The organism is Cobetia sp. 14N.309.X.WAT.E.A4 (assembly GCF_030397495.1).
Taxonomy (GTDB): Bacteria; Pseudomonadota; Gammaproteobacteria; order Pseudomonadales; family Halomonadaceae; genus Cobetia; species Cobetia marina.
In genome coordinates this window covers 53,927-75,985 of the sequence record NZ_JAPNXT010000007.1, presented here as the reverse complement: position 1 = coordinate 75,985, position 22,059 = coordinate 53,927, and the positions used below count along the sequence as shown (strand labels likewise).

Annotated in this window: 22 protein-coding genes and 1 pseudogene; 8 read left to right on the top strand and 15 right to left on the bottom strand. The window is 61.5% G+C overall.

All coding sequences use genetic code 11. From position 1 onward, the window contains the following. Positions 1-8: 8 nt before the first annotated feature. The 6 genes from OW493_RS11075 to OW493_RS11050 all read right to left on the bottom strand — a co-directional run bounded on the left by OW493_RS11075 (position 9) and on the right by OW493_RS11050 (position 6,201). Complete coding sequence (locus OW493_RS11075; protein ID WP_191236900.1) at positions 9-770, bottom strand: M15 family metallopeptidase; 762 nt, start codon at positions 768-770, stop codon at positions 9-11. Positions 771-776: 6 nt separating this feature from the next. Further along, positions 777-2,054 (bottom strand): TRAP transporter large permease, encoded by a 1,278-nt coding sequence (locus OW493_RS11070; RefSeq protein WP_077377007.1) that lies wholly within the window; start codon positions 2,052-2,054, stop codon positions 777-779. Beyond that, positions 2,051-2,626 carry a TRAP transporter small permease gene (locus tag OW493_RS11065; RefSeq protein ID WP_289864194.1) on the bottom strand — a complete coding sequence of 192 codons (576 nt, stop codon included), beginning with the start codon at positions 2,624-2,626 and terminating at the stop codon, positions 2,051-2,053. The genes OW493_RS11070 and OW493_RS11065 overlap by 4 nt, the downstream gene beginning before the upstream one ends. A 200-nt stretch (positions 2,627-2,826) precedes the next feature. Further along, complete coding sequence (gene dctP / locus OW493_RS11060) at positions 2,827-3,855, bottom strand: TRAP transporter substrate-binding protein DctP (RefSeq protein ID WP_289864192.1); 1,029 nt, start codon at positions 3,853-3,855, stop codon at positions 2,827-2,829. A gap of 376 nt (positions 3,856-4,231) precedes the next feature. After that, positions 4,232-5,107 (bottom strand): MBL fold metallo-hydrolase, encoded by an 876-nt coding sequence (locus tag OW493_RS11055; protein ID WP_289864191.1) that lies wholly within the window; start codon positions 5,105-5,107, stop codon positions 4,232-4,234. 125 nt (positions 5,108-5,232) lie between these two features. Beyond that, positions 5,233-6,201: a LysR family transcriptional regulator gene (locus tag OW493_RS11050; protein ID WP_289864190.1), complete on the bottom strand. Its 969-nt coding sequence runs from the start codon at positions 6,199-6,201 to the stop codon at positions 5,233-5,235. 438 nt (positions 6,202-6,639) lie between these two features. On the opposite strand from OW493_RS11050, the gene OW493_RS11045 reads away from it, so the two are divergent. After that, positions 6,640-7,542: a LysR family transcriptional regulator gene (locus tag OW493_RS11045; protein ID WP_289864188.1), complete on the top strand. Its 903-nt coding sequence runs from the start codon at positions 6,640-6,642 to the stop codon at positions 7,540-7,542. Between the two features lie 181 nt (positions 7,543-7,723). Here the strand turns inward: OW493_RS11045 and OW493_RS11040 are convergent, their stop codons facing one another. Next, positions 7,724-8,236: a hypothetical protein gene (locus tag OW493_RS11040; protein ID WP_289864186.1), complete on the bottom strand. Its 513-nt coding sequence runs from the start codon at positions 8,234-8,236 to the stop codon at positions 7,724-7,726. 368 nt (positions 8,237-8,604) lie between these two features. Between OW493_RS11040 and OW493_RS11035 the strand changes: the two genes are divergently transcribed. The 6 genes from OW493_RS11035 (at position 8,605) to OW493_RS11010 (ending at position 14,791) form a co-directional block, all read left to right on the top strand. Beyond that, positions 8,605-9,405, top strand: a complete 801-nt coding sequence (locus tag OW493_RS11035) for a putative hydro-lyase (RefSeq protein ID WP_289864184.1) — start codon at positions 8,605-8,607, stop codon at positions 9,403-9,405. A 92-nt stretch (positions 9,406-9,497) separates the two neighbouring features. Next, a complete protein-coding gene (locus OW493_RS11030) occupies positions 9,498-10,544 on the top strand; it encodes a TRAP transporter substrate-binding protein (protein WP_289864182.1) in 1,047 nt (348 codons plus the stop codon). 164 nt (positions 10,545-10,708) lie between these two features. Then, complete coding sequence (locus tag OW493_RS11025) at positions 10,709-11,314, top strand: TRAP transporter small permease (RefSeq protein WP_054555982.1); 606 nt, start codon at positions 10,709-10,711, stop codon at positions 11,312-11,314. After that, the gene (locus OW493_RS11020) at positions 11,314-12,594 is read left to right on the top strand and encodes a TRAP transporter large permease (protein WP_077377031.1); all 1,281 of its coding nucleotides are present in this window, start codon (positions 11,314-11,316) and stop codon (positions 12,592-12,594) included. Before OW493_RS11025 ends, OW493_RS11020 begins: the two co-directional genes overlap by 1 nt. Before the next feature lie 113 nt (positions 12,595-12,707). Beyond that, the gene (locus OW493_RS11015) at positions 12,708-13,391 is read left to right on the top strand and encodes a DUF2848 domain-containing protein (protein WP_077377034.1); all 684 of its coding nucleotides are present in this window, start codon (positions 12,708-12,710) and stop codon (positions 13,389-13,391) included. Further along, positions 13,388-14,791, top strand: a complete 1,404-nt coding sequence (locus OW493_RS11010; protein WP_289864176.1) for an amidase — start codon at positions 13,388-13,390, stop codon at positions 14,789-14,791. The genes OW493_RS11015 and OW493_RS11010 overlap by 4 nt, the downstream gene beginning before the upstream one ends. Before the next feature lie 138 nt (positions 14,792-14,929). On the opposite strand, the pseudogene OW493_RS17225 reads toward OW493_RS11010, so the two are convergent. The 7 genes and pseudogenes from OW493_RS17225 to OW493_RS10980 form a co-directional block, all read right to left on the bottom strand. Beyond that, positions 14,930-15,091, bottom strand: a pseudogene (locus OW493_RS17225) (RcnB family protein); the annotation flags it as partial. Positions 15,092-15,184: 93 nt separating this feature from the next. Next, complete coding sequence (locus OW493_RS11005; protein ID WP_289864175.1) at positions 15,185-15,343, bottom strand: hypothetical protein; 159 nt, start codon at positions 15,341-15,343, stop codon at positions 15,185-15,187. A 231-nt stretch (positions 15,344-15,574) separates the two neighbouring features. After that, on the bottom strand, positions 15,575-16,078 hold the full coding sequence (locus OW493_RS11000) for an RcnB family protein (RefSeq protein ID WP_289864173.1): 504 nt from the start codon (positions 16,076-16,078) through the stop codon (positions 15,575-15,577). Positions 16,079-16,543: 465 nt separating this feature from the next. After that, positions 16,544-17,557, bottom strand: coding sequence for a zinc-binding alcohol dehydrogenase family protein (locus tag OW493_RS10995; RefSeq protein ID WP_289864171.1), 1,014 nt, complete (start codon positions 17,555-17,557; stop codon positions 16,544-16,546). Between the two features lie 385 nt (positions 17,558-17,942). Next, positions 17,943-19,127: an L-dopachrome tautomerase-related protein gene (locus tag OW493_RS10990; protein ID WP_169477138.1), complete on the bottom strand. Its 1,185-nt coding sequence runs from the start codon at positions 19,125-19,127 to the stop codon at positions 17,943-17,945. Between the two features lie 138 nt (positions 19,128-19,265). Beyond that, positions 19,266-19,994, bottom strand: coding sequence for a glycine betaine ABC transporter substrate-binding protein (locus tag OW493_RS10985; protein WP_136937959.1), 729 nt, complete (start codon positions 19,992-19,994; stop codon positions 19,266-19,268). 83 nt (positions 19,995-20,077) lie between these two features. Further along, positions 20,078-20,368: a putative quinol monooxygenase gene (locus OW493_RS10980; protein ID WP_024952318.1), complete on the bottom strand. Its 291-nt coding sequence runs from the start codon at positions 20,366-20,368 to the stop codon at positions 20,078-20,080. 122 nt (positions 20,369-20,490) lie between these two features. Between OW493_RS10980 and OW493_RS10975 the strand changes: the two genes are divergently transcribed. Further along, a complete protein-coding gene (locus tag OW493_RS10975; protein ID WP_136937960.1) occupies positions 20,491-21,378 on the top strand; it encodes a LysR family transcriptional regulator in 888 nt (295 codons plus the stop codon). A gap of 177 nt (positions 21,379-21,555) precedes the next feature. On the opposite strand, the gene OW493_RS10970 is transcribed toward OW493_RS10975, so the two are convergent. Then, a complete protein-coding gene (locus tag OW493_RS10970; RefSeq protein ID WP_136937961.1) occupies positions 21,556-21,840 on the bottom strand; it encodes a hypothetical protein in 285 nt (94 codons plus the stop codon). Between the last annotated feature and the right edge of the window lie 219 nt (positions 21,841-22,059).

Here is a 22,059-nt window from a genome sequence, read left to right as displayed (position 1 = left end):
AGGCGCCGCTATTGCAGAGACCGCTTCCAGAGACTCTCGATACTGTCCATCTCCGCCGGACCGAAGAGTGCCTCGGGCTCGCCCCGGTACCAGGCCCAGAGCTGATCCCCGAAGTCGAAGTGCCACCATTCGCTGGGCAGGTTGGTGAAACCGGCCTGGGTCATGACGTGATAGAGCAGCCGCCGGTTATCGCGTGCCGCAGCCTGGGGCGTGTCTGCGCCAGGCGGATGACGTTCGAAATAGTCCGCGTGGGACTCAGGTGTCGCCTCATCGAACAGCGTCCCCATCTCGAGCAGCAAGCCATCGGCATCGCAGATCGTGACATCCACGGCACCGCCGGTGAGGTGCGGGCTCGGCGCGTCGGGATCACGGCTGGGCAAGGAGACGAATTCCCGCGTACGCGCCAGCAGCTGGGCCTCGCAAAGCGAGGGGTCATGCGTCTTGAGCGACTGATACAGCGTCTCGAACAGATACTGCTGTACCCGCCAGGGTCGCCAGCCATCCATCACCACCAGCGACAGCCCTTCCGGCAAGGCGCGTGCGGCCTGCAGCAGACGCTGATACACCGCACGCCGCACCAGACATTCATTGACCGCCCCGGGAATGCCGAGGCGTGCGTAGGCGGGATAGACCTTCAGGCATGACGGCCCGAGGCTGGTCGGCACCAGAGGACTGTCACAGCCCTTAACGGGGATGCAGGTCACCTGCGACCAATCCGGCTCGTCATGACTCGGGATGGCAGGAGGCGTAAAAGTCAGTGATGACGTCATGAGGTGTTATCCAGACAGGGTCGGCAACCACAGAGTTAAGGGCGGGAAGACGATCAGCATCAGCAGTACCGCGACCGCCACCAGCACGAAGGGCCAGATGGTGCGAAACAGTGAGGTGATCTCGAGCTTGCTGACCGCGGCGGCCACGAAGACGCAGGCCCCCATCGGCGGCGTGATCAGCGCGATGGTGATATTGAGCGTGATGATGACACCCAGATGCACAGGGTCGATGCCGGCGGCCATGGCCACGGGCACGAAGATCGGTGTCAACAGCATCAGCGCCGAGACCTCTTCCATGAACATGCCGGTGACGAAGGTGATGGCACTGAGCAGCAACAGGATCAGGATCGGGCTGTCGATGTAGGGCGTCAGCAAGGCCACGAACTGATTGGGCACCTGGGCATAGGACAGCAGCCAGCTGACGATGGACGACACCGCCATGATCACGAAGATGGCACTGGTCAGACGCGCCGTATCCTTGATGGCACCCCATACCTCGACAAGCTTGAGCGGCCCCTGACACAACCCGCAGAGCAGAACGTAAGCGACGATCAAGGCGCCGGATTCCGTCGGGGTCACGATGCCCAGCACGATACCGGAGACGATGATCACCGGTGCTACCAGTGCCGGCAGCGCGCCGATGATTGCCGAGATCACTTCACTGCGTGCCGGTGCCTGACCGCGCGCCTGCAGGCCATGGCGACGGGCATACCAAGCATTCATCGCCATGAACGCCACCGCCAATACCAGTCCGGGCACGACCCCGGCCAGGAACAGGCTGCCCACGGAGGTATTGGTCAGCGAGGCGTAGAGGATCATGAAGATGCTGGGCGGAATGATCGGCCCGATCAACGAGCTGCCTGCGGTCAGGCCTGCGGCGAAGGACGTCGAATAGCCTTCCTTGCGCATGGCGGGCACCAGCAACGAGCCGAGCGCGGAGGTATCGGCGACCGCCGAGCCATTGACGCCGGCGAAGAAGACGCTGGAGACGACGTTCACGTGGCCCATGCCACCGCGCAGATGCCCGACCATCAGCCGCGCCAGGCGCATCAGGCGTTCGGTCAGGCCACTGATGTTCATCAGGTTGCCGGCAAGGATGAACAGCGGAATCGCCATCAGCGAGAAGGCATTGATGCCACCGAAGAACTGCTGTGGTCCGAGACGTTCCAGCATCGAGATATCGATGAACAGAAAGCCGGTCACGGCGGTGGCGAGCAGGGAGAGAAACAGCGGCAGGCCCAGCAGGACGTGCACCACGAAGATGGCCAGCATTGCCCAGATCATGTGCGCGGCCCTCCTGTCCTGTCATCATGCGCCGGAAGGTCGGCGGCCTCCTCGTCCGGTGCGATCTCCAGGGTCTGGGATCTCAGCGACCGTGGGCCATGCAACAGCACCTGGGCCGTGATCAACGCGAAACCGATCGGCATCGACAGCATCGGCACGCTGCGGCTGATGCCCAGCCCCATGGTGCGGAACATGCTCGCCGACATGGCGTAGTGCCAGGTCATCCAGGTCGCGCCGGCCATCAATACGAGCGTCAGCCACCATTGGTAATGGATCAGCCCCCTGGCCAGGCGCGGAGGCAGACGCCGTTCCAGCAGCGCCACGCGCATGTGTGCCCCTTCTGCCCAGACGACGCCGATCGCCAGCATGACACTGGCGATGATGAGATAGCGGGTCAGCTCATCGACCCAGATGGGCGCGCCGCCCAGTACATAGCGCATCACCACGCCGTAGAGCATGATCAGCACCGTGGAAGCCAGCAGCATCGCCGCGAGCGCCAGCGTCACGCGGCCACAGGCATGCAGCAGGCCTTCCCTGAAGGAAGACAGTCGTGAAGGAGTCATGGAAGTCATTTACCGCAATCCACCAGAAAGGAGGGAGAATCAGAGCCCCGATGCCCGGACGACATTCCCCGGGCATCGGGGGAACTGCACCATCAGCTCATCAGGCCCAGGGCTCTCTCACGTCGAGAGGCGCTGACGTCGAGAGGCGTTGACGTCGAGTCACGCCTGGGCACTTGAGCGCTGTGGAAACCGCGCGCCTCACATGCCCCTCATGAAGAGAGACCGGCATCCTTCATCGCGGTATCGATCAGCTCTGGTGCGATGTCCTGACTCTTGAGCCACTTGAGGTAGGCCGGCTGGCCCTTGCTGCGAAATGCCTCGAGGTCTGCCTCGCTCGGGCGGATCACTTGCATGCCCTGCTCTTCAAGCAAGGCGATGCGTGACTCGACCTGGCTCTGGTTGTCCTGACGGGCCTGGGCATTGGCTTCCTTGACTGACTCGAGCAGTGCGGTGCGCTCTTCATCAGACAGGCTCTCGAGCAGCTGACCATTGGCGACCAGGAATTGATCCGAGTATTGGATGTTGGCCAGCGTCAGGTACTTCTGCACTTCCTGCAGACTGCCCAGCAGGATGTACATCGGCGGGTTCATCTGACCATCCGCCACCCCGGTGCGCAGCGCCATGTAGACTTCCGTCCACGGAATCGGCGTGCCCGAGGCGCCGAAGGCCTCGTAGAGCGCTACCTGACTCGGGTCCATCGCGCGGAAGCGAAGCCCCTCGAAGTCATCCGGGCTGGTGATCGGACGCTTGTCATTGGTAAAGGCCAGAAAGCCCCCTTCCTCCACGACGGCCAGAATTTCGGCGCCATTGGTGCGCTCACTGAACAGTTGCTGCACCTGCTGCCAGTACTGACCTTCATCGAAGAAACGACGCGCCTCATCAAAGCCGTCGAACATGAACGGCGTGGCGCTGACATAGACTTCCGGCACGATGGGGGCCATGCCCGCGAAGGAGGCGATGTTCAGGCTCGGTGCGCTGATGACCTGCTCCATGCGTTCCTGCTCCTCTCCCAACATGCTGTTGGGGTAGAGCTTGAGCTCCAGCTCACCATCGGTCTTCTCTTCCACCAGCGTCTTCAGGTTGCTGGCAAAGACGTGCACGGCATTCTTGTCGGCATCCGGTGCGCCGTTGTAGCTGAGATTGATGGTCTGGGCCTGCACGCTGGCCGCCAGCAGGCTGAGCGCCAGAGTGGAACCGGTAAACGTCTTGCGCAGCAGAGATGTCTTGGACAAGGACATGTGGATTCCCTTTTGTTTTTGTAAATATCGGTGGTATGCAACGGGAGAAACGCCGTCCCGGGGGTATGGCACTGTGGCCGGCCAGGTGATGGGCGTTACCCTCACACGTCGAAAGTAGCGTTGTCGCTGTAGACTAATCAATCGTGCGAGTGTTGTTTTTTCGTCCACACCCATTGGACCTGACAAGCCCATCTCTGGCTTGGCGTTCCCACAGACCTGACATATCCAAAGACCCGACGTACCCCAAGACCTGACGTACCCAAAGACCAGAATGGCCCCGAAAACCGGAGTTTTCGGGGCCATTTCAATGACACGGCGAGGCAGTGCTGAACGAGGCAGTGTTGAGCGAAGCAGGGCTGAACGAGGCGCTACATCGTCAGTGGGTATGCTCACCCTTGAGATCACTGCGCCAGCCCATGCCGGACTCTTCCATCAGGCGTTCATGTACGCCCTCGATATTGAGACCGACCCACTCCTCATACTGAGCCAGATCCCTGTACTCGGAGAGATCGACCTCCTGCTGGATCTGCTCCAGTGACTTGCCGGCGAGAATGCCCTCCGTCACCTGAGAATACAGTGACTCCAGATAGGTCAGGTAGCGTTCGACATCGGCGTGATCACCGATCTCGGCATGCCCGCCAACGAAGGTATCGAAGTCATATTCCAGCACTTCACGCGTCGAGTTGATCATGCCCTGGATGTCATAGCTCCAGAGCTTCTGCCACGGCATGCGTCCGATGACGATCCAGTCGACCACGAACATCGTGGTGTGGTCCTTGAAGTACATGCTGATCGACCCCCGCCCGTCATTCGGGCCGTGATACCGCAGCTGGACTTCCTTGCCGCCCAGTCGCAGGGTCATTTCATCCTCGAAGACGAGATCCGGCGGTACGGCCTTCGCCCGGGTGTTGGCGATATCCTGAGCTGCCAGCCGGTGCGCGATGAAGGTGGTATCCGGGGTGTCGAAGACCTCGCCGCCATAGATGTGATCACTGTGGTTGTGGCTATACACCACATAGCGAACCGGAGTATCGAAGCGCTGCTTGATCTCGTTGCTCAACCAGCTCGCCGCGGCGTGATTCATCGGGTCCGTCACCAGCGCGCCCTGATCGGTGATCATGAACACGGAGCGATGGCGATCATCGATGAAGCGATAGAGCCCCTCTCCGAGAGGTTCTATCTCATAGGCCTGGGCCTGCAGACTGAAAGGAAGCGCTGCCAGCGCCAGTAGTGTCTTGAGGGGGCTCAGCATCGGAGAAAATCCTCGCATCAGGTGTTGTTGTCGTGAGATATCACTATGCCCAGACTCTGATACGAGAAGCCGTCAAGACTGGATGCGCCGAGGATTGACCCACTCGCGGCGCTGTCCAGCGGGTGTCACTTGCCGAGCAGACGCGGCGCGTCTGCGGTGAAGAACCGCAATCCCTGCTGCAGGTGGGTAAGGCAGGCCTCGACGGCCACCGTCATCTCACGCCCGCGCCGCGTACACATCTGCGCGCGGGTCTGTGCCAGGGCCGGATGCTGCATCGGCAACAGGCAGATATCGCCACGCCGCAATTCCTCCACCACGCTGAGCTCGGGCATGAAGGTGACACCAATTCCCGAGCGCACGAAGTTCTTGAGCACCGAGACGGAATTGGTGCGCAATTGCGCACGCAGCGAGACCCGCTCCTGCTGCGCCGCCTGATTCACCATCTGGCGCATGCCGGTGCACTCGTCAATCAATGCCAGTGGCCAATCCGCCACCTGTGCGAGCGTCAATGGCTTGCCGATCTCGAGCAGCGGATGTGCCGCCGGCACGATCAGGTCCAACGGCTGGCAGGTCTCCACATGACAGCAGAGAATCGGGTCTACCGGCGGGGCGTAGAGAAGCGCGATATCCACCTCGAAGTCGCGTAACAGCTCGGTCGCCTCATTCACGCCGGCCATGCGTACCACCACCTCGATGCCGGGATGACGTGCCATGAAGCTCTGCAAGGGCAGCGAGATCAGATCGGCGATGAAACCCTCGCCCACCGCGATTCGCACCTCACCGCTACGCAGCCCCTGCAGGGCACTCAGCTGCGAGAGCGCTGCGGCCTCCGCCGCCTGCTGACGATGGAAATGATCCAGCAGCAACACCCCGGCCTGGGTCGCACGCATGCCCGTCTCGCTGCGCTCGCACAGCGCGACACCCACCTCTTCTTCCAGCTGCTTGATCTGGCGGCTGACCGCGGAAGGGTCGAGATTCAGGTGCCGTGCCGCACGGCGCAGTGAGCCGCGACGGATGATTTCATTCAGCGCCGTCAGCGCCTTGGGATTGAGCATGGAGACAGTCCCCGCCAGCAGCAGTGGAGGAAGAGGCAAGACTCGGATCACTCAGGATATCCTTGCAGATCAAGCGACTCCAGAGGCCCATATCAGGAAGCGAGCGACAACGAAAAAGGAGCCGCATGAGCGGCTCCTTGTGGTTCGACGTGATCAGCAGTTGCCTTTCTTGGCCTGCCCCGGCGGACAGAAGTCGCCGCCTCCGCGCTTGTGATCATGATGTCCATCACCGATTTCGATGATAGGCTCGGCATCGATCCGCGCCGGCGTATAACTGCACCCCGCCATGACAAGGGCACTCAGCATCACAAGGCTGACGACTCGCACGCTAGACTGCATCATCATTTCCTTTCTTGAAAATACACATTTCTCGATGCTCCACATCGTACCGGAATGCACGCCATCGAGAACGCAATTTCTCAACGAATGGTAATGTGAGCCCCAAGCTTGCGGCATCAATCACGACAGGATCTGGCCATGTTCGATTTCAAGGAAGTGGAAGCCTTCGTGTGGATCACCCGCCTGGGGTCGTTCCGACTGGCTGCCCAGCATCTGCATCTGACCCAGCCGTCGATTTCCGAACGTATCAACAAGCTGGAAACCACCCTGGAAACCCGCCTGCTGGAGCGCACTCGCCGACCGGTACAGCCCACTCTCAAGGGGCGCGAATTCTATCGTCACGCCGAGGCGCTGCTGGAAGCGCGCCAGAAAGCGCTGTCCATGATGGCGTTGAGCACGCCCTTCCAGGGCGTGTTGCGACTGGGCGTCGTGGAGACCGTGGCGCACAGCTGGCTGCCCGGCTTTCTGGCCGAACTGGCGCGCCGTTACCCGGATCTCACCCTGGAACTCGAAGTCGACAGCTCCCCGGGGCTTGCCGCCATGCTCACCGCCGGCGATATCGATCTCGCCTTCCTGATGGGGCCGGTCACGGCGGAGAACGTGCTCAACCGCTTTCTGTGCAACTACACGATGGGCTTCGTGACCAGCCCGTCTCTTGGCTTCACCGAAGACAACTTCTCCTTGCGACGCCTGAATGCTCTACCGCTGATCTCGTTTGCCCGCAACAGCCGGCCGCACCATGAACTTGGCTCCATGCTGCATCAGATGGGACTCGATGACGTGAAGCTGCATTGCTCAAGCTCCTTGTGGACCATCGTGCGCATGACGCTGGATGGCCTGGGCGTCGGCGCCATCCCGCCGCGCATCGTCGCCGAGGAAATCCGCCAGGGCACCCTGCTCAGCCTGCCCTGCGAGCTGCCCGAGCTGACCTTCACCGCCTCCTGGCCGACCCATATGGAAAGCGCCCTCGCCGAAGGCGTGTGTGAACTGGCCATCGAGATCGCCCGCCAGGATCAGGAGGCGCATAACCATCAAGGGTAATATCCCGATTGCAGTGGGCTTGAGTCATTCAAAAGCCACTCTGGTGCGCTACCAACGTAACCATTATCACCTTCGAGGCGTTACGGAAGTTACTCTGAAAATCTTCCTCGGGGGGTTCATGCACGGTAAGCGAACCACTACTACACAAAAGAAAAAGCCCCGCAATGCGGGGCTTCTTGAATCACGCTTGTCCGATAAGGACCAATTCATCTCGCAACCTGGACGGTATATCTTCCAACAACACGACATTGAGCACCTTCCCACCATCTTCCGCTCTTGCAACATTCTCATCAAGAGAAGCGTTGATGTCGTTTGGTGAGAGGTTGTACATTGCGCCGGTCAATGGGTCTACGATCAGATAGCCTATCAGTCCACCAAAGAGGAGGTTTCCAGCGATATACCAGCCATTAGCCGATGACTCGATAGTAATGGTACGTGAGTCATAACCAGCCTTTGAAATTTCGACGGTGTAGGTCTTGCCACCGAAATAGGAACCATCCGCCTTCTTCAACTGGACAGTCGAAGGTGTCGTTGCCGATAGAATCTTCTGACCTTTCTCATCAGTGATAAGGATATCAGCATTACTGGGAGAGCTGTTCAATGTGATGGACTCATCCCTTTCACCCACAATAGTAGCGCAGCCTGACAAGCTGATCACACTGATCATTGCACCGACGATATATTTGACTTTCATTGCATTCCCCTTGCGTATTGAAACATCCCTATCCAGCACTCAGGATATGAAGATAAATGCTGGTATTATTATTGAGCGCGGAAGATACTTTTTAATCATCATGGCGTCAACACTATTTTTATAATTTGCCTGATTTAAGAAAATACTCATCGCCGAGAATATTTGTTAACTTGCTCACATTCCATTCGGAATATCTGATGATTAGGGTATTTGGTTTCCTTCAACTCCATACTTTACGAGTAAAGTTAGTCACTGCTCACATGAAAGGAATTTCCGATGGCTTGACTCGATAAAAATCGATTGGATTTATCTGGGCGTGCTTCTTATGGTGAAGACAGACAACAACAACTTCACAAGAAGCCCCCACGATGCCCCAGACACTTCTCAGTGCCGCGTCGTCCCCCCGCGAGGCGCGCGAGCAGATCCGTAGCGGTCATTGGGCCAGCCACACCAGCGGTATCGCTGCAGGCTTTGCCCAGACGAACCTGATCATCCTGCCAGCCGAGGCTGCCGGCGAATTCCTGCAGTTCTGCCAGGCCAATCCCAAGGCCTGCCCGTTGCTGGATGTCACGGCCGTCGGTTCTCCCGCCCCGACAGGGCTCGGTGAGAACATCGACCTGCGCCACGACCTGCCCGCCTATCACATCTACCGTCACGGCAAGCTTGAAGAAACGCGCACGGATATCGCCGCCCTGTGGCAGGACGATTTCGTGGCGTTTTCCATCGGCTGCTCGTTCTCGTTTGAAGAGGCGCTGCTCAACGAAGGCGTCGAGGTTCGCCATGCGCGCCTGAAGCGCAACGTGCCGATGTATCGCACCAACATTCCGCTGATCAGTGCCGGTCGTTTCCACGGCAACCTGGTGGTGTCCCTGCGCCCGATGTCGGCGGCGCATGCCATTCGCGCGATCCAGATCACCACCGACATGCCCCGCGTCCACGGCGCGCCCGTCCATCTGGGTGACCCCGCCTTGATCGGCATTTCCGATATCAACACCCCTGATTTCGGCGATGCACCTACGCTTGAGACAGGCGACCTGCCGGTGTTCTGGGCCTGTGGCGTCACGCCGCAACTGGCACTGGAGAATGCGCGCCTGCCGTTGGCCATCGCACACAGCCCGGGCCACATGCTGATCACCGATATCCCCAATCATCGCTTCAAATACGGATGACCGCTTGTGGGAGCCACGGACCTGCTCCGCAACAGACAAGACCGTCAGATTCTTTCGATAACACCAGATGCACAACAACAATGGTGACTCCCATGAAGACACGTTTTGCCCTCTCCGCCCTTGGTCTCGCTCTCGCCGCTGCCGGTAGCGCCAATGCTGCCGACACCCTCAACGTGGTAGGCAGCTGGAGCAGTCTGGAGCTCAACCGTCAGTTCGAGAAGCCCTTCTGGAGCGAGACGCTGCCAGCTGCCAGCAGCGGTGAACTCAGCACCCAGGTGACCACCTTCGACCAGATGGGCATCCCCGGCTCCGACGTCTATCGCTACCTGGGCGATGGCGTCTTCGATGTCGGCATGACCGTCGCGGATTACACCGTGTCGGACGCGCCGGAACTCGAAGGTCTGGATCTGCCGATGATGGCCCCGACGGCCGAGGATGCCCAGAAGGTGGCCGAAGCCTTCCGCCCACTGGCCGAATCCGCCATGAACAAGCGCTTCAACAGCCATGTGCTGGCGATCGTGCCGTATCCAGCCCAGGTGCTGTTCTGCAATACCCCGATCGAAGGGCTCGATGGTCTGAAGGACAAGAAGGTACGTGCCAGCGGCCGCTCCACCGGTGAGTTCATCGAGGCGCTGGGCGCGCAGAGCCTCAACATCGCCTTCAACGAGGTGCCGGGCTCCCTGGAACGTGGCGTGATCGACTGCGCCGTCACCGGTTCGCTCTCCGGCTACAGCGCCGGCTGGCACGAAGTCTCCAGCCACCTGATGCCGCTGCCGCTGGGTGGCTGGGATTACGTGATCACCGCCATCAATCAGGACAAGTGGCAGAGCCTGAGCGCTGATAGCCAGACGCTGATCCAGCAACAGGTGGACAGCGAGTTCACCGCGCCGGTGTGGGAAAACGCGCGTGGCGAGACCGCGCGAGGCGTGGCCTGTCTGACCGGCGAAGGCGATTGCCCGCTGGGCAAGAGCGCCGATATGACGCTGGTCGACTTCAGCGATGACGATGCCAAACGCGCACGTGCCGCACTCGAGGACACCGTTCTGCCTGCCTGGGCGGCACGTGTCGATGCCGAGACGCGCACGGCCTGGAACGAGAGTGTCGGCAAGGTCGTCGGCCTGACCGCCACCGCGGAGTGATCCACCGGCCCCTGCTCGCGAAGGGCTGTTCGCGAGCAGGGGCCGATAGCCCCGCCCTGCCCGGATACGGCAGACATGCTCCCCAGAGACACGGCGCTGAACGCCCGCACCTCGCCTGATTGGCACGGATCAGCGTCGTTCACCGCCCCAGCAGGACCCGACTCATGAACTCCTTCCTTCACGCACTCGATGTCCTCGTGTCCCTGACACGCGCGATATCGCGCCATGCCGCACGCCTGATGGGCCTGTTGCTGCTGGCCGTCGTGGTCTTCATCGGCGCGGAAATCCTCATGCGCCAACTGTTCAATCATCCGCTGCCCGGCGTGCACGAATATGCCGGCTATGTGCTGGCGATGCTCTCGGCGTGGGGTCTGTCCCACACCCTGATGGAGCGCGCCCACATCCGTATCGATGTCGTGCACGGCAAGCTGCCGGCCTTCTCGCGCCACACCCTGGATATCCTCGCGATGCTGGCGCTGAACCTGGTGGCCTGGGTGATTCTGATCAATGCCTGGCCGGTGCTCGGCAAGTCATTGAGCAACGGTTCCACCGCCAACACCCCGCTGGCGACACCGCTGTGGATTCCGCAGCTGCTGTGGCTGTCCGGTTATGCCTGGTTCGCGATCACCACCAGCGTGCTGGGACTGCGCGTTCTCGTTGCCGCCTGTCTGCGTGATACCACCACGCTGGAAACACTGGCCGGCCCCGATCACGGAGAAAGCGAAGGGGCTCTGGCCCAGGCGGCCTCCACGACCAAGGAGACACGCTGATGTTGGGCTTTCTTTCGGTAGGTATCCTCACCCTGCTGCTGGCCGGCATTCCGGTTGCGGTCACTCTCTTTCTGCTCGCCTTCGGGATCGACCAGTTCTATTCCTTCTTCCCGCTGACCAAGGCACTGGGCCAGAACCTGTGGTCTGCCGCGGACTCCTTCCTGCTGATCGCGATTCCGCTCTTCGTGCTGATGGGCGAGATCATCGTGCGCGCCGGCATTGCCGAGAAGGCCTACCGCGCCATGGACCACTGGCTGTCGTGGCTGCCGGGCGGCCTGCTGCACGCCAACATCACCACCTCGGCGCTGTTCTCGGCGACCTCCGGCTCCTCGGTAGCCACAGCGGCGACGGTCTCGACCGTGGCGCTCCCCCAGGGCAAGAAGCTCGGCTACGACCCCAAGCTGTTCTGCGGCAGCATCGCCGCGGGCGGCACCCTCGGCATCCTGATCCCGCCGTCGATCAACCTGATCGTCTATGGCTTCCTGACCGAGACCTCTATCCCGAAGCTGTTCATGGCCGGTCTGGTACCGGGCCTCGGCCTGGCAGCGCTGTTCATGCTGGCCTCGCTGCTGCTGTGTGTCTGGAAGCCATCGCTGGGCGGCCCGCGCAAGAGCGCGAGCTGGAGCACCCGCCTCAAGAGCCTGTCGTTCCTGCTGCCGCTGCTGGTGCTGTTCATCGTCATCGTCGGCTCCATCTATCTGGGCTGGGCGACGCCCACCGAAGCCGCCGCCATCGGCGTGCTGGCCTCACTGGGCCTCGCCGCCATCAACCGCTCGCTGAACCTGTCGATGATCAGCCGCGCGCTGGACGGCACCGTCAAGACCACCTCGATGATCCTGTTCATCATCATGGCGGCCTCCTTCCTCAACTTCGCGCTGGCCTCCTCCGGCATGGTCCAGCAGGTCACCGGCCTGCTCGAAGCCTATGACCTGGGTCCCTTCGCGCTGCTGATGGCGGTGATCGCGCTGTTCATCGTGCTCGGCTTCTTCATCGAGACCCTGTCGCTGATGGTCATCACCATTCCCATCGTCACCCCGCTGATCGTCGCGGCCGGTTACGACAAGGTGTGGTTCGGCATCGTGATGATCCTGTTCGTCGAGCTGGCGCTGATCACCCCGCCAGTCGGCTTGAATCTCTACATCGTGCAGGCCTCACGGCGTGGCGAAGCCTTCGCCGACGTCATCATCGGCACCCTGCCGTATCTGGGCGCGATGCTGGTGATGGCAGCGCTGCTGGTGGCCTTCCCGCAGATCGCGCTGTGGCTGCCTTCGGCACTGTAAACCTGCTCTAGTCTGGCACCTGCTGGCAAGCCGGCAGGTGTCATTGGCGCCCCACCGTTCATTCAAGAATTTTTCAAAGAACAACGACAACCCCGATAACGGAGCGATAAACCATGCTGACCTTTACCCATGACAACGGCGAATTCACCCTTGATATCCAGCGCGTCGCGATTGCCGGCTGGGCCGGACGCGACCAGGCGGGCGTGCAGCACCATATCGACGAGCTCAAGCTGCTGGGTGTGGCACCGCCCTCCCAGACTCCGCTGTTCTACCGCGTGAGCCGCGAGACCCTGACCCAGGCCTCTCAGGTCGCGATGCTCGGCGGCGAAGGCTCCGGTGAGGTCGAGACCTGTCTGGTCAGCGACGCCGAGGGCACCCTTTGGGTGACGATTGCCTCGGATCACACCGACCGCAAGCTCGAAGCCGTCGGCGTCGCCGAATCCAAGCAGCTGTGCGCCAAGCCGATTGCCCGCCACGCCTGGAAGCTCAGTGAGGTCATCGATCACTGGGACAGCCTCGAGATCGAGAGCGAGATCGAGGACGCCGGCAAGACCGTGCGCTACCAGCAGGGCACCCTCGCCGAGCTGCTGCCGGTCGCCACTCTGATGGAGCGCCTGCCCGCCGCCATCGCCAAGGATGGCAGCCTGGCCCCCAACAGCGTGCTGCTGTGCGGTACCGTGCCGGCGATCGGTGGCATCCGCCCCAGCCCGAGCTTTACCATGCGCCTGATCGACCCGCAGACGGGTCGTCGCATCGAGCACCGTTACGAGGTGGAAGAACTTGAGGTGGTGGCATGAGTGATGAAGGCATGAGCGCTGAGCGCGTGAAGATGGACAACGCCCGTGAATTCTGGGCGCGCTCGCCCCGCCAGCGTACGTTGACGCAGCTGCTGGCCGCCTATCAGGCAGGCAGTTTCGGTCCCGAGCAGACTGCCACGGTGCTTGCCGAGCGCCACCAGGCCCTGGGTGAGACCGCCAGCCACAGCATCATCAGCCGCGATGATGCTGGCATGAGCGCGCAGGCAGCGGCCCAGCAGCAACTCAAGGCGGCTGCGACGTCGTTGCCGCTGGGAGGGGTCCCTGTCTCGATCAAGGATCTGTTCGATGAGGCCGGCATGACGACGCTGGCAGGCTCGCGCGCACTGGCAGAGAGTCACCCAGCCGACCAGGACGCTGTGGCGCTGAGCCGCCTGAAAGCCGCCGGCATTCTGCACGCCGGTCGCACCAGCATGAGCGAGTTCGCGTTTTCTGGCCTTGGCCTCAACCCGCACGTCGGCACGCCGCCCAACCCCTTCGATGGCGAGCGCATCACCGGCGGTTCGACCTCCGGCGGTGCGGCCTCCGTCGCCTTCGGGCTGGCCGCGGCGACCCTGGGCAGCGATACCGGCGGCTCGCTGCGGATTCCGGCGGCCTTCTGTGGGCTGACGGGCTTCAAGCCGTCACAGGCCAGCGTGCCGGGAGATGGCGCCTTTCCGCTGTCACCGAGCCTGGACTGTATCGGCCCCATCGCGCCCAGCGTCGCCTGCTGTCGCACGCTGTGGGAAGTCCTGAGCGGTGAGGTCGCTGACCAGACGCCCCTCACTCGCCCGCTGACGCTGCTGGTGCCGGAGAGCGAGCTGGTCAGTGAAGTGGACGCCGATGTAGCCGCCGACTTCGCCGCCCTGCTGGAACGACTCGAGGGGCTGGGTGTTCGCCTCCAGCGTGCGCCGGTCGAGGCCATCGAGGCCGCTTACGCCATCAATCAGCGCGGCGGGCTGGTCATTCCGGAAGCGGCCGCCGTGCATCACGAACTGCTGGCTGCCCATGAAGATCAGTATGATCCGCTGATCGCCGAACGCCTGAATGGCGGGCGTGACATCACGGCCAGCGAGTATCTGGCGCGCCTGTGGCCGCGCACCGCCATCCAGCAACGCTTCGCCCAGCAGGTGCAGGATGTCGATGCGGTGCTGATGCCGACCGTGGCCATGCGTGCCCCGCGTCGTGACCTGCTGGAGCAGGATGGCGCGCTATTTGCCCAGCTCAACAAGCGTGCGCTGCGCAACACCAGCGTCTTCAACTATCTGGATGCCAGCTCGATCTCGATTCCCGCGCCGGCACCACAGAACGAGGAACCGCTGGGCCTGATGCTGTCACGCCCCCAGGGCCAGGATGTGGCGCTGCTGCGCGTCGCCCAGGCGCTGGAGACACTGCTGGCCTGATGATGCTGTCCCGGCTGACCGCAAGACGAAAAAAGGGGCCTCCATCTGGAGGCCCCTTTTCCATGACACGGTTCTGATGACACGGTTTTCATTGTGCGATGCCATGGCGTGGTCAGTGGACTGTCAGTCCAGGCGGCATCACTGATTGAGAATGATCGCCGTGATCACACCGGTCGCGACGGCCGTCAGAACGTAGCGGCCATCCACATTCAACCAGCGATGCCCTTCCGGCGGCCGGGATAGGTGGTGTGCCTTCCAGTCACTTACCCAGTAACGCTTGTTGCCGTAATAATCGCGCGAGACGTGGTCGCCCCGCTTCCAGTGCTGGGGCCCAGCGGAATGATGCCCCGCACGGGCCTTACCGTGTCCTTGCGCTGCATGTTGCTGCTTGGCCTAGTGCTTCTGACCTTGCTGATTGCCTTGAGAGTGCTTGCGTTGCTGCTGATACTGGCCTTGCCCACGATCATCACGATCATCAGGAGCCGCCTGCGCGACGGAGGCGCTCATCAGGGCAATCACCATGCTGCAGACTGTCAGGGTGCGGTTGCGCATCTTCGATCTCCTCGTCACGCCCGGGCACGTTCAACACCGGGAATTAGAAAACACTGTTCCCTAATTCTGATGACTTACGCTGCACTCTGCAAGTCTGCGCAGATTTCTTCACGTTTCCCGACAATGTGACCGAAGTTGTCGCCAAGATACCCACAGATGTCGCGACTTACCGACAGAGTTACCACGCAACACGACGAGATCCTGTTACGGGTGCCATGTCAGAAGTGCGGTTCACGGCCCAAGCAGTATCTCTTCAATGGTGCCGCTCTGAATATCCGTCAGGACGAATCCGCTGCGAAGCTGGAGCCAGCGCTGACCTGCGCTAGGTTCGGGTAGCTGATGTCGCTGCCAGTCCTCCACCCAGAGCGCCTTGTCAGACGCCAAGGCATCGGGCAACTGACCGCCACGTCTGAGCAGAGGCCCAGGTGACGCTGCCTTCGCATCGGACTTTCCTGCCGGAGGAGTCTCCGGGGCGGCCTTGTCCGCAACGGCCTTGGTCGGGACAGCCTTGTCCGCAACCGCCTTGTCCGCCTGCGCTTCTGCAGCCTGGCGTTGTTTCTGAATCTGCTTCAGCTCATGCATCTGCTCGGCCTGAACGCGTTCAGCCTTGGCCTGCCCTTCTAGCGCTTCGTGCTTCTTCTTAAGCTGCTCTTCATGACTCTTGCCGTCATCCGCGGCCTCGGCCTGCACCACCGAGGCACCCAACAACGCCAACGCCAGAGTCAGCCCCGTCAATGACCACCTGTTCATGTCTTGTCTCCTCGTCAGGCTGTATGCCTCTGGCGCCCTGAGCCCGGCTCAGACAACCATGAGTGGTCCCGGGAAGCGATGTGTCAGGCCCCCTGTTCTCCCCTCTCAGCATAACGCGTCAGCAGCGCAATGTGCGGTCGGATAACTCTCATCGGAACGATCTTTTATATGCCTGACAAGCACTTGACGCCAGATATCGCCCATCTGACCCAGATGAGAGGTGATCCCCGGGATCTCGGCAACGTACTGCCGCCACTGTCTCGACTCACCCCGTGAGGCGGTCAGGGAGCCAAGGGTTGCCGTGTACGATGGCCTGCGCGCCTTCATGCGCCAGCGATGCCCGGCGCTCGTCGCTGACCAGGATATTGGCAGCCCCTCTCCCGGACACAGGCGTGCGACCGGTTGCCCGGCCGCACGCCTTTCACTTCACCGCCTCAGCAGTGGGTTCGATCAGAAGCCTTCAAGCACGATCTTGCCCCTGGCCTTGCCGCTTTCCAGCAAGGCATGTGCGCGCTTGAGATTTTCGGCATTGATGGTGCCGAAGGTCTCCGTTGCCGTGGAGGTGATCTTGCCAGTGTCCAGCAGACCCGCCACCTTGGTGAGGATCTCGCCCTGACGCGCGATATCAGCGGTAGTGAACAGTGAGCGAGTGAACATCAGCTCCCAGTGGATGGACACGGCCTTGCCCTTGAACGGCACCACATCGAGGGTCTGCGGATCATCGATCATGCCGAAACGGCCCTGCGGAGCGATCAATTCGGCGACCTGCGGCGCGTAGTGCTCGGAGAAGTTGGTCGAGAACACGAAGGCCGGTGCACCGATGCCCAGCGCCTCGATCTGGGCCGGCAGCGGCTGGCTGTGGTCGATGACGTGATGCGCGCCCAGTGACTTCACCCACTCGCGGGTCTGGGGACGTGACGCCGTGGCGATGATGGTCAGGTCGGTCAGCTCACGCAGCAGCTGGATGGTGATGGAGCCCACGCCACCGGCCCCGCCGATGATCAGGATGGCACGTGCAGCGCCCGGCACCGGCTCGGTGACACGCAGACGATCGAACAGCATCTCGAAGCCGGTCAGCGTGGTCAGCGGCAGCGCAGCCGCCTCATGGGCCGCCACGGATTTGGGCGCATGGCCGACGATGCGCTCATCCACCAGGTGGAATTCGCTGTTGGTGCCGGCGCGGGTGAGATCACCGGCATACCAGACCTTGTCGCCCGGGGCGAAGGAAGTGACCTTGTCACCGACGGCGACGACTTCCCCTACGGCGTCCCAGCCGATGACGGCAGCTTCGCCTGCGGCCGGCTCGCGGCTTTCGCGGATCTTGTAGTCCACCGGGTTGACCGAGACAGCGGCAACCTTGACTAGCAGGTCGTGACCGGTGGCGACCGGTGTCTCCAATTCGATATCGACCAGGGCATCATCACGATCGATGGAACCGGCAGCGTAGTAACCAATGGCTTTCATCAGAGTCTCTCCAGAACATCATGTCAGTGGCGGCAAGGGCAATCTCGGGTGTCAGGTATCAGATGCATCTTGCGTCTGATACCACTTCTGACTGAGCGACCCTGCCGTGAAGCGATGACACCATGCTAACTCCATGGACAGAGCGTAAAAACGACCCATATCCGCAAAGTTAATCCGGATAAAGCGGATAATGAGCAACGAGTTTGCGGGTTGCCTCCAGGGAGACGCCAGCGGGTCGTCGGCTACAGAGGCGAGAGGCGAGAGGCGAGAGACGACAACGCAGGACGGTCATCAGACACGTCCTGCGTTGGGGAAATACGCTGACAGGCAAGACAGGGCGAAGGACTGGCCAGACAAGCCCTTCGCCTGCCGCAAGCAGAGCCTGTCAGTTGGCGGGTGTCAGCTTGAGCAGGTAGTAATGCTTGTCGCTGCCATCGACACCCTGATTGAGCGCCGGGTGAGCATTCAGCTGATTGGTGGTGAGGTAGAGGCTGCCATCGGGCGCGAAGGCGAAGCCATCCGGCCAGCGCAGACGCTCGTCATCCTGGGCGATCACCGACATGCCCTCCGGCGATGAGAAGGTCAGTGCATTGTGCTCCGCGTCACCGGCGATGATGCCGCCGCGCTTGGCATCGAAGATGAAGCCATCATTGGGGCGCTTGGCGGCGTAAGGCGTGATGGCGCGAGCCAGTTCCGCCTGCGTGGCAGTGTCATCGGCCAGCTCAGCCGCTGGCAGGCGATAGATCTCACTGCCGTTCACGCCACCGAAATAGACGACGTCATCTGCCGGATCGAAGGCGATGGCGTTCAAGCCCAGGTACCAGGGCTTCGGCCCGCCACTCTGCTCTCCCTCGCCATCACCATCGCCCTTGGCCGCCATCAGACGCCCATTGATGACCATGTCATGCGCCACCGGCATCAGCCTTTCATCGCTCTGCAGCACACGGCGCGTCTTGCCACTGGCGATATCCACCACCACGAAGGCCGGTTTCATGTGGGAGGCGGGGGCAGTGAAGGTCATGTCCGCGATATAGATCTTGCCGCGCCTTTCATCGATGACGAAATCCTGCAGGAAGGAGATCGGCAGCACGCTGTCTCCCCCAAGCGGGATCACCTTCTTGAGCGAATCACTGCGGGTATCCCAGCCCACCAGCTTGGGCGCACTGTCCTGACTGCCCATGTCGAGCATCCACACCACGCCCTGACGGTCGGAGTGCACGCCGATGATCGAGGCGATGCCGACCTCGCCCTTTTCCGGGCCATCGGCCCAGTCCAGGTTCGGGAATGGCACACGCTTGCCGTCCTGGGTGATCTCGACCACGCGCAGTGCCGGAGCATCGAGTGGCTGCTGGGACATGATCAGGCGGCCATCCGGCGTGAAGGTGATGTTACCGGGGCGGGTGTCCGAATATTCGGCGACGGTGGTCAGCGTGCCGTCGCGCAGGGAGGCGACTTTCGCATTCAGGGGGTTCACAGCCGTGCTGTCAGCGGCCGCCTGCGCGGCGCTGGCGACAGTGGCAACGCCCAGTGAGGCGATGAGAATGGCAGTCTTGAGGCGAGAAAAACGCATGGGGACTCCTTGCCCGCCGGTTGGCGCTGTGCGCTGGGCCGGCAGGGTCAATGAAAATGAGATAGAGAGACTGGACGATGACGTGGTCATCGCCCGGGGGTTATAGAGATTCAGACGTGACGAATCAGGCGTGACGAATCAGGCGCGACGGCGCAGTTCATCTTCCAGTTCACTGAGACGCGGATTGCCGATGTAGAGCTGGGAGAGATCCTTGAGCGCCGCGGCGCCAATACGCAGACGTGCGTCCTTGCGCACCACCAGGGTGGCGTCATCCCGGGTACCCAGAAGCCCCTTGGGCTCCTTGAGGGCGCGAATCCGGTAGCGATGATGCAGGAACTGCGGATGCCACAGCGGCACCACGACCCAACGCCCCTCGACGACGGCGGCTTCGTAGCGATCAAAGCACTCCGCTTCGCTACCGGTGCGGAAGACATACCCGGCTGCGCCCAGGCCGTACTGCTTGATGATCTCGGCCGAGAAGCGGCTGATGCCGGCACCGGGATTGATGCCCTGGATCAAGGGTTCCATCTTGCTCAGCGCCGGTTCCCGCAGCAGGTCCGTGACGCTTGCCACGGCACTTTCCGGCACATGATCCGGCACCCCCCAGATGCAATAGGGTTCATACAGGACGGTGATCTTGTCGACGTCGTGCAGCATAGGTGCCAGATAGGCCTCATGGCTCGACGGCAGCCAGGCAGAGGCCAGAATGTCGATCTCCCCTCGCCCCAGCATCGCGAAGGCCGCTTCGTGCGGCGCACTGGTGAAGGTGACGTCATGACCGTGACTTTCGAGAATACGGGCCACTTCCCAGGCACTGGCTTCGTGAAAGGACAGCGCGATATGGCCGATGCGGATAGGGTCTGTCATGGCAGCCTCGAGTGGGTGGACGTTGCAGAGGGAGAAAGCGAGCAAGTCAGGCGTTGCCGCCATGAAAAGCCAGGATCCACACCTCAGGCGAAAGCCGTCATCTCTTGCAAGGTGAACTCAGTGACCGCGCCTTCTGTCGCTGCCACGTACTCTTCCAGATGCGGTGCCTGCATATGCTGCTGCCACAGCTCACGCGAGACCCAGTTCTCGTGAAAGGTGAAATGTGCCGGGTTCTCGTTGTTCTGATGCAGGGTGTAAGTGAGGCAGCCTTCTTCAGCGCGGGTGATCGGCACCAGCTTGAGAAGCGCCGCCTTGACCTTCTCGATCTGGTCCGGCTTGGCGTGGATATTGGCGATGATGGTCAACTGGGACATGGCAGGAACTCCGTGATGTGTCAGGAAGGCTTGAGTTGCTCAAGCGATGTGATCATCCTAGTCACAAGCCTTGTCCGTATAAACATCCCCTTTTCGCAAAGATAATTCGGAAAAACCGCACAATGCTACTGGACAACATCGCGCTGTTTCTGACCATCGTCGAGAAAGGCAGCCTGACCGCCGCGGGGCGCGAGACGGGACTGTCGCCGACGACGGTATCGGAGCGTCTGGCTTCACTGGAGGCGCACTACGGGGTGGTGCTGCTCAACCGCACCACACGTGCCATCAGCCTGACCGAAGAGGGCCGCACGCTGATGGAAGAAGCCCGTGGTCTGCTCGACAGTGTCTCGGAGCTTGAGACCCGCATCCGCCTGGGTGCCCAGACACTCACCGGTCGAATTCGCATCAGCGCACCGAGCGATCTGGGTCGCAACGCCCTGTCACGCGCCATCACCGAATTTCAGCGTCAGCACCCCACCATCGAGATAGAGCTGCTGCTGTCGGACAGTTACATCGATATCGTCAGTCAGGGGATCGATCTTGCGCTGCGTTTCGGCACCATCATGGACAGCACGCTGCGCGTGCGTCATCTGGGCCAGAAACGCCGCCTGCTGTGTGCCTCTCCCGCCTATCTGGCGCAGCACCCCGCACCACTGACGCCGGCCGATCTCAAGCACCACAACTGTCTGGTGATGCGCTTTGGCAAGAGCCTCGACAATGAATGGCACTTCGGCAACCACAAGGTGCCGCAGATCGTCACCGTCAGCGGCAATCGCATCGCCAATGATGGGGAACTGGTGCGCCAATGGTGTCTGGAAGGGTTTGGTATCGCCCTGAAATCGGAAGTCGACGTGGCGGACGACTTGCGCGAGGGTCGCCTCGTGGAGCTGCTGCCGGAGCAGGCTGCTCCGCCCTCACCGCTTCAGCTGCTGTTCCCGCCCGCCCGCGCTCAGCCACGCCGCGTGCAGGCCTTCGCCCAGCATCTGGTCGAGACCTTTTCGGACCACTGATCTGCCAATGTCCGTCTCGGCTCGCCCATTCTCCTCATGACGTGCCGGGCAGAACGCACTTCCCGGCGAGAGACGACTCCTGCGCGGCCTTGGGGATCCCCCACGAAAAAGCCCCCGCCAGCCTGAGGCTGACGGGGGCTGGGTGTCACATGACTCCCCCGAACCCAGGGGATCAGATCACTTGAACTTGTCTTCGTAGCTGGACTTGGTGGACTTGGCAGAGCTGACCTTGTCACTTGCCTTGGTCTTGGCAGAGCTGACCTTGTCACTTGTCTTGGTCTTGGCAGAGCTGGCCTTGTCACTTGCCTTGGTCTTGGCAGAGCTGGCCTTGGAAGAGGCACTGTCAGTCCGGGAAGTCACCTTGGAACTGGCGTTGTCCTTGGCTGTGGTGTACTGGGACTTGGCACTGTCCTTCGCCGCATCAGTGTAGGAATTTGCCATTGCCACTGAGGAGCCAGCCATGCCCATTACCATGAGTGCTGCAATCGTCATCCTGCGCATCGTACCTACTCCTCTCTACTCGCGAATTGTCCCCTTCCTGACCTGAAGACCAGGGTCCAGGGAGACAGGGTGGTGGCACACTAACTCCTTGATATTTATGTTCGCAAGCCAGTCAGGCTCGCTTGACGAATGCTTGCATCTTGTCGAGGCGAGCGTATGAAACACGCGACGTCAGCGTCT